12 protein-coding genes are annotated in these 12,986 nt (G+C 69.6%); 5 read left to right on the top strand and 7 right to left on the bottom strand.

Annotation, left to right across the window (positions count from 1 at the left end; translation table 11 throughout):
- Positions 1 to 4: 4 nt before the first annotated feature.
- The 7 genes from GV015_RS00650 to GV015_RS00620 all read right to left on the bottom strand — a co-directional run bounded on the left by GV015_RS00650 (position 5) and on the right by GV015_RS00620 (position 7,996).
- The gene (locus GV015_RS00650) at positions 5 to 889 is read right to left on the bottom strand and encodes a DUF2268 domain-containing protein (protein WP_159875857.1); all 885 of its coding nucleotides are present in this window, start codon (positions 887 to 889) and stop codon (positions 5 to 7) included.
- Between the two features lie 254 nt (positions 890 to 1,143).
- Positions 1,144 to 2,109 carry an N-acetylglucosamine kinase gene (locus GV015_RS00645; RefSeq protein WP_159875856.1) on the bottom strand — a complete coding sequence of 322 codons (966 nt, stop codon included), beginning with the start codon at positions 2,107 to 2,109 and terminating at the stop codon, positions 1,144 to 1,146.
- 2 nt (positions 2,110 to 2,111) lie between these two features.
- A complete protein-coding gene (locus tag GV015_RS00640; RefSeq protein WP_159875854.1) occupies positions 2,112 to 3,284 on the bottom strand; it encodes an SIS domain-containing protein in 1,173 nt (390 codons plus the stop codon).
- Positions 3,285 to 3,400: 116 nt separating this feature from the next.
- A complete protein-coding gene (locus GV015_RS00635) occupies positions 3,401 to 4,297 on the bottom strand; it encodes a carbohydrate ABC transporter permease (RefSeq protein WP_159875851.1) in 897 nt (298 codons plus the stop codon).
- A complete protein-coding gene (locus tag GV015_RS00630) occupies positions 4,297 to 5,262 on the bottom strand; it encodes a carbohydrate ABC transporter permease (protein ID WP_124767461.1) in 966 nt (321 codons plus the stop codon). The genes GV015_RS00635 and GV015_RS00630 overlap by 1 nt, the downstream gene beginning before the upstream one ends.
- Positions 5,262 to 6,617, bottom strand: coding sequence for an ABC transporter substrate-binding protein (locus GV015_RS00625; protein WP_079706575.1), 1,356 nt, complete (start codon positions 6,615 to 6,617; stop codon positions 5,262 to 5,264). Before GV015_RS00625 ends, GV015_RS00630 begins: the two co-directional genes overlap by 1 nt.
- Positions 6,618 to 6,679: 62 nt before the next feature.
- On the bottom strand, positions 6,680 to 7,996 hold the full coding sequence (locus GV015_RS00620) for an alpha-glucosidase/alpha-galactosidase (RefSeq protein ID WP_159875849.1): 1,317 nt from the start codon (positions 7,994 to 7,996) through the stop codon (positions 6,680 to 6,682).
- A 173-nt stretch (positions 7,997 to 8,169) separates the two neighbouring features.
- On the opposite strand from GV015_RS00620, the gene GV015_RS00615 reads away from it, so the two are divergent.
- The 5 genes from GV015_RS00615 (at position 8,170) to GV015_RS00595 (ending at position 12,971) form a co-directional block, all read left to right on the top strand.
- Positions 8,170 to 8,922, top strand: coding sequence for a DeoR/GlpR family DNA-binding transcription regulator (locus tag GV015_RS00615; RefSeq protein ID WP_159875847.1), 753 nt, complete (start codon positions 8,170 to 8,172; stop codon positions 8,920 to 8,922).
- A gap of 213 nt (positions 8,923 to 9,135) precedes the next feature.
- Complete coding sequence (locus GV015_RS00610) at positions 9,136 to 9,483, top strand: GntR family transcriptional regulator (RefSeq protein WP_086474803.1); 348 nt, start codon at positions 9,136 to 9,138, stop codon at positions 9,481 to 9,483.
- An 80-nt stretch (positions 9,484 to 9,563) separates the two neighbouring features.
- The gene (locus tag GV015_RS00605; protein ID WP_159875845.1) at positions 9,564 to 10,559 is read left to right on the top strand and encodes a hypothetical protein; all 996 of its coding nucleotides are present in this window, start codon (positions 9,564 to 9,566) and stop codon (positions 10,557 to 10,559) included.
- Positions 10,560 to 10,617: 58 nt separating this feature from the next.
- Positions 10,618 to 11,667: an aldo/keto reductase gene (locus GV015_RS00600; protein ID WP_159875843.1), complete on the top strand. Its 1,050-nt coding sequence runs from the start codon at positions 10,618 to 10,620 to the stop codon at positions 11,665 to 11,667.
- A 215-nt stretch (positions 11,668 to 11,882) separates the two neighbouring features.
- On the top strand, positions 11,883 to 12,971 hold the full coding sequence (locus GV015_RS00595) for a LacI family DNA-binding transcriptional regulator (RefSeq protein ID WP_236555267.1): 1,089 nt from the start codon (positions 11,883 to 11,885) through the stop codon (positions 12,969 to 12,971).
- Positions 12,972 to 12,986: the final 15 nt, after the last annotated feature.

Raw genomic sequence — 12,986 nt, 5'->3', positions numbered from 1 at the left:
CGCCTCAGCCCAGCTCGCGGAGTGCCACCTCGATGATCGTCGCGCTCGGAACGTGCAGGGCTTCGGCGGCGGTCGTCCCCGTCGCCGCCAGATACGCGTCGACGAGACGGTTGCCCGCTGCATACCCGGCACCCATCGGCAGACCGACCGGCTCGCCCCCGTATCGCAGCGCGGCTTCGTCACCGTGTACCCACGAGACGAAGTGCTGCATCCCGCCGACGTCGACACCCTCGACGACCCGGTCGAACACCGCGTCGTCGTCGAGGTGCGCGACACCGATCGGCGTGTAGCCGGACGGCCCGTACATCTGCCGGGCGAACGCATCCGCGAGCCCCTCCGACACCACCTGCTCGCCGACCACGACGGTCGCCGGGTCCCACACCACCCCGCCTGGCGCGTATCGCAGGTTGTGGTTGAGTTCGTGGACGGCGGCCGCCTCGAGGCGCGCGAGGTTCTCCTCCGTCGGCCAGAGGATGAGGGAGATGAACCCGGTCGCGCTGCCGTTGCCGATGAACCCGCGGATCGACTCGATGAAGTAGGTGTCGTCGGGGTCGCCGAGGACGAGCAGGACGGTGATGTCGGGGACGACAAGGGCCGGGACCGCGTCGAGCTGGCTGGCGACCGCCGCGTGGAGCGCTCGTGAGATCCGTCCCCACGCGTCCGCCGCGACGAGTCGGTCGAGGGCGTCGACGACCCGATCCCGGCTCCGATCGATCGGGAACCCCGAGCCCATCGAATGCATGGCGAGCAGGTCGACCTCGCCCGGGAAGTACCGGTACATGTCGGCGACGGGCTCGAGCATGGCGCGGAGTCGCGCTGGTCGTTCGACTTCCGGTGCATCGAGGACGGAACGCATGCCGCTGGCGGTGTCGAGGATCGTGATCGTCATGGTGACTACGCTAAAGCCTCACGCCGCGTGAGGGTCAAGTGCCCCACCCCGGGAAGCTGCCGGCGCGGTGCGCTGACGCGAGGGTGGTGTACCCGGCGTGGCCGCTGCATAACCGGCGTGACCGCTGCACAACCGGCGTGACCGCACCCCGCGCGCGCGAGCGCGACCCTCCGGAGACCCGCGCTCACGCGTCAGACCCGCGGTCGCGTCAGCGCACCGCGTCGGCCCAAGGCGACGGCGGGCGGAGGAGCGGGCTACCGGGAGCGCAGCACTTCGAGCGCCTGGGGCGAGAGCGGTGACCCGGCGCGCTTCGCGGCGTACAGCGCGGCGCCGATCGCCGGACCCAAGAGCGGGGTCCGGAGTTCGTACCGGGCGGGCAGCGCCGCGATGGCCTGCTCGAAACCCGACCGCACCGGCTCAGCGGAGAACACCCCGCCCGAGTACGACACCGGAACGACCTCGTCGCCGCTGAAACCGAGCTCCACGCGGGTCGCCTCGACGATCTCCGCCAGCTCCCCGCTCGCGTCGGCCAGGATCCGCGCCGCGACCTCGTCACCCTGCTCGGCAGCAGCGACGACCGTCTTCGCGAGATCCGCGATCCGGCCACGCTGACCCTTCCAGCGGTTCATGACGACGTCGATCACATCGAGGTCGCTCGTGATCCCGACCCTCGCCCGCACGAGGTCGACGAGCGGACCGCGCGGCAGGCGACCATCGCTCATCCGCGTGAAGGCGTTCAGGCCCCGGGCGGCGATCCAGTACGCCGACCCTTCGTCGCCGAACAGTTCGCTCCATCCGCCGACCCGGTGCCCGCGGCCGCGGCGCTCGCCGTACGTCATGGAACCGGTTCCGCTGATGACGTTGATGCCGTCGACGGCGCCGAGCGATCCGGCCCACCCGCACACCATGTCGTTGTCGCAGGAGAACCGGTCATGACCGAGCACGTCGCGCGGTAGCGCATCGAGGTGGGCGATGTCGGAACTCACCTCGCCGTACCCGGGCAGACCGAAGAAGGCCTGATCGATGTCGGCGGTCGTGACACCCGCCTGCCGGCACACCTCCGAGACACCCTCGGTGAGGATGCGACCGACCAGCTCGATCCCCTCGTCGAAGTAGTAGCAGCTCGCCGTCCTCGCTTCCGCGAGCACCCGTCCGGCGTCGTCGAGCAGCACGAAGGCCGTCTTCGACCCGCCACCGTCGACGCCGAGGTACCACGCCACGACTACTGCTCCTGCAGCTGAGCGGCGACACTCCGAGCGTCGTCGACGCCGTCGAACTCGTGGATCCGGACGCCCTGCACGACGCGGTTCACCGTGCCGCTCGGGAACGGGTTGTCCGGGGTCGCGCCGAGCTGGAGCGAGTACGACAGGCCGAGCAGCTGGGCGATGAGCACGTAGCCGATCGCGAGCTGCGCGTCGTCGAGGCCGGCGAGCTCGGGCAGCACCCAGTCGTACACCGTCGCGTCGGCGACGGGCTCGGAGGAGATCGCGATCACGCGCTCCGGCGAGAGCGTCTCGCGCAGTTCGGCGACGATGTCGAGGTCGTACCGCCGCGTGTATGGATCGGACGACAGGTAGACGACGACGAGCGTGCTGTCGTCGACGACCGCCTTCGGTCCGTGACGGAATCCGAGCGCCGAGTCGTAGTAGGTGACGATCCGTCCGGCGGTCAGCTCGAGCAGCTTGAGCGCCGACTCGCGTGCCAGTCCGGTGAGCGGGCCGCTGCCGATGTAGACGACGCGTTCGCACCCCTCGTTGGCCAGGGCGCGGATGTCCACCTCGCGCTGGTCGAGGATCGTCGTCGCTCCGGCCGCGAGCGCCTGTACGGCGGAGTCGTCCGCGCCGCCGAGGATGAGGAGGACCGAGAGCAGCATCGAGCTGAAGCTCGACGTCATCGCGAAGCCCTCGTCGTTCGACCGCAGGGGCATGAGGACGGTGAGCGACGAGGCGCGGTCGTGGTGGCGTCGGTACAGCTCGCCGGTCTCGTCGCACGTGATCACCAGGTGGTGCACCTCGGCGAGCGACTGGTCGGCGAGTTCCGTCGCGGCCACGCTCTCCGGGCTGTTGCCGGAGCGCGCGAACGACACGAGGAGCAGCGGGACGTCCTCGGCGAACGACTCCTGCGGGTTGGAGACGATCTCGGTGGTCGCGACCGCGTCGATCCGGCGACGGAGCGTCCGGGTCAGAGCCGGTGCCGCGATCTCGCCGATGAAGGCCGAGGTCCCCGCCCCGGTCAGGACGATGCGCAGCTCGGGTCGTGCCAGGAGCGGTGCGAGGAACGCGTCGATCTCCTCGCGGCGGGCGGCGATCCCCGTCGACGCCTCGAGCCAGACGTCGGGCTGCTGGGTGATCTCGCGGACGGTGGCTTCCGAACCGACGATGGTGGTGATGGACACGGGTTGCTCCTGGGGTGGGTCGAGGTGATGAGGGGGAGTTGCGAGGTATCGATGTTGGTTGAGCGTTCGACGCGCGCGCGGCGATGGACGTGATCCTGCCACGCCGGGATTGGTGCCTACCCCTTGAGGCCTGAGAAGGTCATGGTCGCCACGAACTGCTTCTGGGCGAAGAGGAAGAACACGATCAGCGGGAGCGTGGCGACGACGTTGCCGGCCATGAGGAGCGCCCAGTCGGTGCGGCGCGCGCCCTGGAAGTTCGTGATGCCGAGCTGCAGGGTGAAGGCCTGGTCGTTGTTGATCGCGATGAGCGGCCAGACGAGGTCGTTCCACGAACCCAGCAGCGTGAAGATCGCGAGCGTCGCCAGCGCCGGCTTCGCGAGCGGCAGGATCACCCGGAAGAACACCTGCAGTCGGGTGCAGCCGTCGATGAGCGCGGCCTCTTCGAGCTCCGCCGGGAGTGACAGGAAGAACTGCCGCATGAGGAAGATGCCGAACGCGGACGCCAGCCACGGCACGATCGCCGCCCCGAGGCTGTCGATGAGCCCGATCCGGGAGAACAGGATGTAGGTCGGGATCATGAGCAGCTGCGTCGGGATCATGATCGTCGCGACGATCATGAGGAAGCCCATCGTCTTGCCCCGGAACTTCAGACGCGCGAACCCGTAGCCGGCGAGCGAGCAGAGCACGAGGTGGGACAGGACCGCTACCGTCGACACGACGACCGTGTTGCCGAGCCAGAGCAGGATGTTCGACTCGGAGAAGAGCTTCGCGAACCCGTCGAAGGTGATGTGCGAGGGGAGGATGCGGGGCGGATAGGTGTTGATCTCCGACTCCGGCGTCACCGAGGTGATGAACATCTGCACGAACGGGATGGCGAAGATGATCGCGATCGGGGCGAGCACGAGATGCCAGGGGCTGAACCGCCGACGCGTGCGTCGTCCGGCGGGCGGAGCGGTCAGGGACGGCTTGCCGGTGGCGGCGTCGCCGCGTGGTGGGGTGGTCAGGACGGTCATCAGAATGCCTCCACGTTGGAACGGCGGGAGTACAGGACGACACCGATCGTGGCGATGAGTGTCACCACAAACAGCCCGTAGGCGACCGCGGAGCCGTACCCGAACTGCAACTGCTTGAACGCCGCGTCCCAGAGGTAGAACACGATCGTCTGGGTGGCGCCGAGCGGGCCGCCTCTGGTGGTCGTGTACACGAGGTCGAACAGCTGGATCGCCTGGATGAACTGCCAGATGGCGACGAACACGGTGACCGGCCCGAGCTGCGGGAAGGTGATGCGCCAGAAGGACTGCCAGGCGTTCGCACCGTCGATCCGTGCGGCCTCGAGCAGTTCGGCGGGGATGTCCTGCAAGGCCGCCAGGTAGATGACGGTCGTGAAGGCTGCCTGCCCCCAGAGCGACATGATCGTGATGACGACCATCGCCTGCCCCTGGTCTTCGAGCCAGCCCTGCGCCGGGAGTCCGAGGAACCGGAACACGGTGTTGAGGAGCCCGAACTGCGGGTTGAAGAGGTAGGTCGTGAGGATGCCGGTCGCGGCGGCGGAGGCGACGAAGGGGACGAAGATCGCCGTGCGGTAGACGCCGATGAAGCGGATCCGGCGGTTGAGCGCGACGGCGAGGAAGAGTCCGAGGCCGAGCGATGCGGGGACGAAGAGGAGCGTGTAGACGACGGTGTGGACGACGGCCGCCTGCAGCTCGTCGTTGCCGATCATGCTGGCGTAGTTCTCCAGCCCGACCTGCTCCGGCTCGCTGAACCCGTCCCACTTCTGGAGCGACAGGAAGAACGCCCAGATCGCGGGGAAGATCGACAGACCCAGCACGATGAGCATGGCCGGGGCGACGAAGCCCCAGCCGGTGAGGCTGTCGCGGAACCGTCGTCCGGAACGGCGGGGCCGGGCCGGAGCGCGCTCGGCACGCTCCGGCTTCGGCTCCGTCGATGGACGTGTGTCGCGTCCGGCGACCGTGGACATCAGTCCTCCGCCAGAGCGTCGTCGGCGGTCTTCGCGGCGTCCTCGAGCGCTTGCTTCGGATCGCCCTGGCCCTGCAGCACCGAGGAGATCGCCTTGCCGATGGCCTCCGAGAGGCCGACGTAGCCGGGCACCGTCGGGCGGGCCTGCTTGGCGTTGACGCCGTTCTCGGCCATCACGTCGAGGCCGGGCAGCTGAGCCACCTGCGCCTGGAACTCGGGGGTGTCGATCTCGCTCGAGCGCAGCGGGAGGTTGCCGTAGGCGACGTTCCACTTGAGGTCCTGCTCCGAGTCGGTGAGCCACTTCGTGAACTCGTACGCCCAGTACTCGCGGTTCTTGTCCTTGTGGTCGAAGAGCGCCCAGACGTCGGGACCGGAGACGGTCTGGTGGTCGCCGTCGGTGCCGGGGAGGACGGTGACGCCGTACTTCGTGCCCTTCGTCTGCAGCGTCGACAGCTGCCACGGACCGGAGGTGATCATGCCGATGCGGTCGCTGGCGAAGAGGTCGCCGAACTTCGTGTCGGTCTGGTCGAGGTAGACGCTCTTGTCCTCGACCGCCATGTCGCGGAGGAAGGTCAGTGCGTCGACGCCCGCATCCGAGGCGAACTCGGCCGTCTTGGCGTCGTCGGAGATGATCGATCCACCGTTCTGCCAGAGGTGCGGCCAGAACTGCCAGGTCGTCTCCTCGCTGCCCGACACCGAGTACGCGTAGCCGTAGGTGTTCGTCGCCGGGTCGGTGAGCTGCTTCGACGCCTCGCGGAAGTCGTCCCAGGTCCAGTCGGCCGTGGGGTAGTCGACGCCGGCCGCATCGAACACGGTCGTGTTGTAGAGGAGGGAGATGTTGTCGACCACGGCGGGGAAGCCGATCGTCTTCTCACCGGTCGGCTGCACCGTCTTGCGGGCCGCCTCGGAGAACTCGTCCCACTTGACGTCGGGCTCGGCCACCTGGTCGGTGATGTCGAGGGTGCGGCCGGACGCCTCGAGTCGGCTCGCCCAGGATCCGAAGGCGTACGAGACGTCGGGGTAGTTGCCGCCCGCGAAGCTCGCGGAGAGCTTCTGCAGGAGGTCCTCCGTGGACGGCGCGCCCGAGGACACGTCGATGGTCACGTTGGGGTGCAGCTTCTCGAAGTCGTCGACGAGACCGGTGAGGATCTGTTGGGCGGCGTCGGCCTGCCCGGTCCAGAAGGTGAGCTTCACCTTCGCGTCCTTGTCGAGCGTCGTGGCACCGGAGGATCCGCCGGCGCACCCGGAGAGCGCGAGCGCTCCGACGGCGAGGACGGCGGTCGCGGTGATGAGGCGACGTGCGCGGCGGGCGTGCGGGGAGGTGGAAGCGTGGATCGTGGAACGGGGTGGGAACATCGGTGGTCGTCTCCTGTGTCGATCGTTCGGGAACGGTGCGGGTCGGCGGTGCTTCGGGTCGGTCAGATGCGGTCGGCGGGGATGATCTCCCGCAGCGGCTCCGGCAGCAGCTCGCCGTGCGCGGCGACGAGGTCGTTGCACAGCTCCCAGATCTGCTCGGGCGTGAGGGTGGACGAGGCGTTCGGGTCCATGAGGACCGCCTGCCGGATGAGTGTCGGGTTGCCGGTGCGGGCCGCCTCGATCGTGAGCTCCGCGACGGAGACGTACGGGCGGTTGAGTGCGGCGCACTGCACGGGCAGGGCGCCCATGGGCTGCGGGGCGATGCCGTTCCCGTCGACCTGGACGGGGACCTCGACGACGGCACCCTGCGGCAGGTTGTCGATGAGGCCGCGGTTGACGACGTTCCCGTGGATGAGTCGCGGGGTGTCGGTCACGAGCGAGTGGATGAGCTGCGGCGCGTACTCGCTCGCCTCGTCCTCAAGGGTCAATGGGGTCCCGGCGGCGAGGGCGGCCTTCGTCGCCTCGAACTCCGCGACGTTCTCCTCGCTGATGCCGAGATACTCGAGCGGCTGGAGGCGGAAGCGCTCGACCTGCTCGGGGGAGCGGAGGAACCACGACAGGTACTCGGAGGAGTGCTCGCTCGTCTCGGTGGGGTAGTAGCCGATGCGGCGGAACATCTCGACGCGCACGCGGCGGCTGAGCTCCGGGTCCTCGCGGATGCGCTCGCGCAGGGCCGGGTAGAGGTCGCGGCCCTCGTGGGTCCACTCGAGCAGCCACGACTGGTGGTTGACGCCGGCGGCGCGGTAGTTCGTGCCCTCGATCGGCACGCCGACGAGCTCGCAGAGGTCATTGACCGTCCAGAACACGCTGTGGCAGAGACCGATCGTGCTGATGTCGGGGGCGACGACCGACGCCCACCAGATGTTCATCGCCATCGGGTTGGTGTAGTTCAGGAGGTGTGCGTCCGGGCAGATCTCCCGCATGTCGGCGGTCAGCGCCGAGAGCAGCGGGAAGGTGCGGAGGGCGCGGAAGACGCCGCCGACGCCGGTGGTGTCGCCGATGGTCTGCAGGAGGCCGCGGGCCGCCGGGATCTCGAGGTCGGAGACGGTCGCGCGGATGCCGCCGACCTGGACCATGTTGATCACGAAGTCCGCACCGGCGAGGGCGCGACGGCGGTCGGACTCCGCCGAGATCGTCGCGCGGCCGTCGAGGCGCTCGTCGACGTGGCGGGCGGTGCCCTCGGCCACGGCGAGGCGTTCGGGGTCGATGTCGTGCAGGACGATCTCGAGGCCGGCGAGGTCGCGGTAGCGGAGGAGGTCGGCGATGAGTTGGCGGGTGAAGACGACGCTGCCCGCCCCGATGAAAGTCACTCGTGTCATGGAGTGATCATCGACTACAGTGATCGAACCGAGCAAGAACTTGATCGGAAATCGATTGAAATGATCACTTTCGCTGAGCAGAGCCGTCGGCGACGAGGGAGGGGTTCGCCGTGGGAGGACCGACCGCAGCCGAGCTCTCGCGACACGCTCCGTCCGGGAAACGCAGTCAGCGGATGCGCGCCATCCTCGCGCTCCTCGCGGCGGAGGACGCCGTCGTCTCGATCGACGACCTCACGGCCCGGCTCGACGTCTCGGCCCCGACGATCCGTCGTGACCTCGCCGACCTCGACGACCTGGGCCTCGTCCTCCGGACGCACGGTGGCGCTCGGGCGGTGGAGTCGCGCGACGAAGTGCCCGTGCGGTTCCGCGACACGCAGTTCCGTGAGGCCAAGCGTCGGATCGCCTTGCGCGCGGCGGAGATGATCCCCGCGGGACCGTACGCGATCGCCCTGAGTGGTGGCACCACCACGGCGGCGGTCGCGAAGGAGTTGAGCAACCGGGCGGAACTGACGATCGTGACGAACTCGCTCACCACGGCGACCGAGATCGCCTCCCGGCCGAACCTGCAGGTGATCATGACGGGAGGCCTGGTGCGCTCCTCGTCGTTCGAGGCGGTGGGGGCGCTCGCCGAGAACACCTTCAGTGCGATCAACGTCGGCACCGCGATCCTCGGGACCGACGGCATCAGTGCGCAGGGCGGTGCGACGACGCACGACGAGCGTGAGGCGCGGACGAACCTGGCGATGGTGCTACACGCGCAGCGGGTCATCGTGGTCGCCGACGGTTCGAAGGTCGGGCGGGTCACGCTCGCGCGCATGGCCGAGTTGGGGCAGATCCACGACCTCGTGACCGACTCCTCCGCCGACCCCGACGAGCTCGAGCGCCTGGCGGCCGCGGACATCGCCGTGCACGTCGTCGCCCTCTGACCGCTCCTCCTTCCTCTGCTGCGGGTTGGGCCAGCGCGGTGCGCTGACGTGAGCGCGGGCCTCCGGCGTGAGCGCTGGTCTCCGGAGGGGCGCGCTCGCGGTTGTGGGGTGCGCCCGTGCCGAGTGGCGCACACTCGCGTCAGCGCATCGCGCCGACCTCAACCCCACAGATGTCGCGGGCGCGGACGGCATTGTTCTAGTACCATTGCAAACATGTTGTTCCGCGTCGATCCCACCTCCGCGGTCTCGCTCGCCGAGCAGATCGCGGTGCAGGTGCGCTCCGGCATCGCGACGGGCGCGCTGGCGCCGGGGGAGCGCCTCCCGCCTGCCCGCGACCTCGCCCGAGCACTGCAGATCAACATGCACACGGTCCTCCGCGCCTACGGAGAGCTCCGCGACGACGGACTCATCGGGATGCGACAGGGCCGCGGCGCGTGGGTGAACGAGGATGCAGCACCGGGCCTCGTCCGGGTCAACGAACTCGTCGCCCAGCTCGTCACCGAGGCACGCAAGTTCGGGATCACCCCGAAGGACCTCAGCCGGATGATCGAACGCACCTGACGATCCCCGACGCCAACCGCACGACCCCGTCGGTCGACGACGCCGACGATCAGACCACCTCAGCAGCTCAGGGGGAGCACATGCACGACACCACCACCACACCGCCACCGGCAGCACCTGCGCGCGGACGGATCCTGCTCGCCGGCCTCGCCATGGCCGTCCCCGCGATCGCGATCGCACTCACCCGGCTCGTCTGGGGCGATGCGATCCCCGTCGACGTCGCCTCGCACTGGTCGGGCACCGGGGCACCGGATGACTCCCTGCCGGCCGCGGGCGTCTTCCTCGTGACGCTGATCATCGCGTCCGTCGCCGCGATCGCAGCCATCATCCTGCTCGCCCTGCCGAAGCCGGACATGCGCACCAAGCGCATGATCATCCTCTTCATCGGCATCGCCGCTGGGTCGGCCGCGTCCGTGTGGATCATCCCCACCTGGCTCACTGTGCAGGCGGGATCGGTCGACGGTGCCGTCCTCGGCTGGTGGGTCGTCCCGCTCGCCGCGTGCTCGCTCTGGGGCGTGATCCCCGCCGTGCTCCTGCCGGCTCAGCCGCTGCTCGCCGGTGCAGCTGCACGACCGGCGCCGATGGACCTCGGCGAGACCGAGGTCGGTGCCTGGAGTCGGAGCGTCACAGCCCTGCTGTTCCTCTGGCTCGCCCTCGCCCTCGTCGCGATCGGCGCCGTCGCCTACACGCCGATCCTGCTGGGTGGCGAGTCGGGCGTCGCGATGTTCGGTCTGTCGATCCTCGCCCTCGCGACCCTCCTCTGCGCCTCGTTCATCCGGCTCCGCGTGAGCGTCGACTGGCGCGGCCTCCGCGTCGTCTCGCTCTTCGGCATCCCGATGAAGCGCATCCCCCTCGACCAGGTCGACGTCGTCGAGGCCACCGACATCCGCCCGATGGACTGGGGCGGCTGGGGATACCGGATCATGCCCGGCCGCTCGGCCGTCGTGCTGCGCTCCGGCCCCGGACTCGTCGTCACGAGCACCTCGGGCAAGCAGTTCGCGATCACGATCGACGACCCCGAGGAACCCGCCGCGCTCTTGCAGGCACTCGCCGCCCGCGCCGGCTCGCGCGTCTGACGTTGCACCGCGTGACGAACCGGACGTCCAACCTGTCCTGACGCCGTACGGTGAATCCATGAGCGAAGCACCCCTGGCCACGGAGCCGACCACGACCGCGCTGCCCTCGACCACGATCGGGGTCGGCGACACCGCCGCGCAGGTCGGCGCCATCGGGTACGGCGCGATGTCCATCGCCGGCACCTATGGGGCGATCGCCGACGCCGATGTGACCACGATCCTCGACGCCACCCAGGCGAGTGGGGTGAACCTCATCGACACCGCGAACGTCTACGGCGATGGTCGGAGCGAGGAACTCCTCGGCCGGTACCTGACCGGGCGCCGCGACGACGTCTTCCTCGCGTCCAAGGTGGGCATCGTCACCGGCGGCGGCATCGGCAAACGAGGGATCCGTGGCGACCGCGCCCACCTCCACGAGCAGATCGACGGGACGCTCACCCGCCTCGGCACCGACCACCTCGACCTCTACTACCAGCACCGCGTCGACCCCGACATCCCGATCGAGGAGACGGTGGGGGCGCTCGCCGAACTCGTGACCGCCGGCAAGGTGCTCCGCATCGGTCTGTCCGAGGCGACGGGCGACGAACTCCGCCGCGCGCACGGCGTGCACCCGATCGCCGCGATCCAGTCCGAGTGGAGCATCGTGAGTCGCGACATCGAGACCTACGTCGTCCCGACGGCGGCGGAGCTCGGCGTGACGGTCGTCGCGTTCTCGCCGCTGTCGCGCGGGCTGTTCACCGAGGACTTCACGGCCGAGACGGTGCCGCTCGGGGGGACGCGAGCGAACTTCCCGCGCTTCCAGCCCGAGCACCTCGCGGCGAACCTCGAACTGGCGGCCCGCTTCCGCACCCTCGCTCACCGCATCGGGACGACCGCGGAGGCGCTCGCGCTCGCCTGGGTGCACGACCGAGGACAACAGCTCGGCGCGAGGGTCGTCTCGATCCCCGGCACCCGGAGCGTCGCGCACCTGCACGCGAACCTCGAGGCGTTCCAGGTGGAGCTGACGGACGAGATCCGAGCCGAGATCGACACCTACGCCGACCAGGTGAGCGGTCCGCGGGCCGCCGACCCGAACTGGGTGTCGGGCGGTCGCGAGGGGCTCATCTGACGCCATCGCGTGGGTCGTCTCCTCTCGGCCAGCGCGGTGCGCTGACGTCAGCGCGGATCTGTGACGCCAGCGCGGGTCTCCGGAGGGGCGCGCTCACGGCTGTGGGGCGCGGTCACGCCGATTCGAGCGCGCTCGCGTCAGCGCACCGCGCCGGCCGCGGCGCACACCGGCGTGGAGGTGCAGGTGTTATCCGTGCCATTGACTAACATGTGGGAATGACGTCACCCGGGGGACAGACCGCGCTCGACGCGCCCGCATCGACGGCGAACGGCGGGGGCCGATCGCGTCGCGAGAAGCGGACGCGGATGCCCACGATGGCCGATGTCGCCGCGATCGCCGGCGTCTCCCCGCAGACCGTCTCCCGCGTGCTCCGCGGCCTCGACAACGTGACCGAGGTCACCCGCCTCCAGGTCGAGGCGGCCGTCGAGCAGACGGGTTACCGGCGCACCGGCCTCGCTCGAGCGCTCGTCACCGGCCGCAGCCGCACCATCGGGGTCCTCACCCACGAGACCGACTACTACGCCCGCTCCTCCATGATGCTCGGCATCCAGCGGGCGACGCACCAGCACGACTACTTCGTGAGCGCCGCCGGCACGACGTCGCTGTCCGCCGCGTCCATCACCGACGCCATCGATCGGCTCCGTAACCAGGGTGTCGACGGCCTCGTCATCGCCGTCCCGATCTGGGACGAGGTCTCCCTGCTCCGGGTCACGGCCGACCTGCCGACCGTGGTGATCGACGGCCTCGAGTCCTTCGCCGACGAGATCGTGCGCGTGGACCAGGAGGCAGCGGGTCGCATGGCGACGGAGCACCTGCTCGACCTCGGACACGAGACCGTCTGGCACCTGAGCGGGCCGACGGCCTGGAAGGACGCGGGAGGTCGGACGACCGGCTGGCAGGCGGCGTTGCGCGACCGTGGCATCGACGAACCGCCCGTGCTCTACGGGGACTGGAGCCCGGAGTCCGGCTACCGCAACGGTCTGCTGCTCGGGCGCATGCCCGACGTGACGGCGATCTTCGTCTCGAGTGACGAGATGGCGTTCGGCGTCCTGCGTGCCCTGGACGAACTCGGTCGGAGCGTACCCGGCGACGTCTCGGTGATCGGCATGGACGACATCGCGCTGGCGCGATACGCCTCACCGCCGCTGACGACCATCCGGCAACCATTCAGCGAGATGGGTCGAGTGGCGGTCGAGCACCTGCTCACGCTCATCGAGGAGCCGGCCGCGGAGCGGGAGACGGTGGTCATGCTGCCCGAGCTGATCGTGCGCGAGAGCACCGCGGCACCGACGACACGCGCCTAGCCCGCGCAGCGCAGC

Origin of the sequence: Plantibacter sp. T3 (assembly GCF_902506515.1) — a bacterium.
In the GTDB taxonomy this organism is placed as follows: Bacteria; Actinomycetota; Actinomycetes; order Actinomycetales; family Microbacteriaceae; genus Plantibacter; species Plantibacter auratus.
The sequence above is the reverse complement of the archived record's forward strand: the minus strand, read 5'-3'. Positions and strand labels throughout refer to the sequence as shown.

Excerpts from the sequence above, each read along its gene's own strand:
- GV015_RS00625 (WP_079706575.1), bottom strand. The coding sequence starts at position 6,617 with ATGTTCCCACCCCGTTCCACGATCCACGCTTCCACCTCCCCGCACGCC.
- GV015_RS00610 (WP_086474803.1), top strand. The coding sequence starts at position 9,136 with ATGTTGTTCCGCGTCGATCCCACCTCCGCGGTCTCGCTCGCCGAGCAG.
- GV015_RS00620 (WP_159875849.1), bottom strand. The coding sequence starts at position 7,996 with ATGACACGAGTGACTTTCATCGGGGCGGGCAGCGTCGTCTTCACCCGC.
- GV015_RS00615 (WP_159875847.1), top strand. The coding sequence starts at position 8,170 with ATGCGCGCCATCCTCGCGCTCCTCGCGGCGGAGGACGCCGTCGTCTCG.
- GV015_RS00605 (WP_159875845.1), top strand. The coding sequence starts at position 9,564 with ATGCACGACACCACCACCACACCGCCACCGGCAGCACCTGCGCGCGGA.
- GV015_RS00595 (WP_236555267.1), top strand. The coding sequence starts at position 11,883 with ATGACGTCACCCGGGGGACAGACCGCGCTCGACGCGCCCGCATCGACG.
- GV015_RS00600 (WP_159875843.1), top strand. The coding sequence starts at position 10,618 with ATGAGCGAAGCACCCCTGGCCACGGAGCCGACCACGACCGCGCTGCCC.
- GV015_RS00630 (WP_124767461.1), bottom strand. The coding sequence starts at position 5,262 with ATGTCCACGGTCGCCGGACGCGACACACGTCCATCGACGGAGCCGAAG.
- GV015_RS00635 (WP_159875851.1), bottom strand. The coding sequence starts at position 4,297 with ATGACCGTCCTGACCACCCCACCACGCGGCGACGCCGCCACCGGCAAG.
- GV015_RS00650 (WP_159875857.1), bottom strand. The coding sequence starts at position 889 with ATGACGATCACGATCCTCGACACCGCCAGCGGCATGCGTTCCGTCCTC.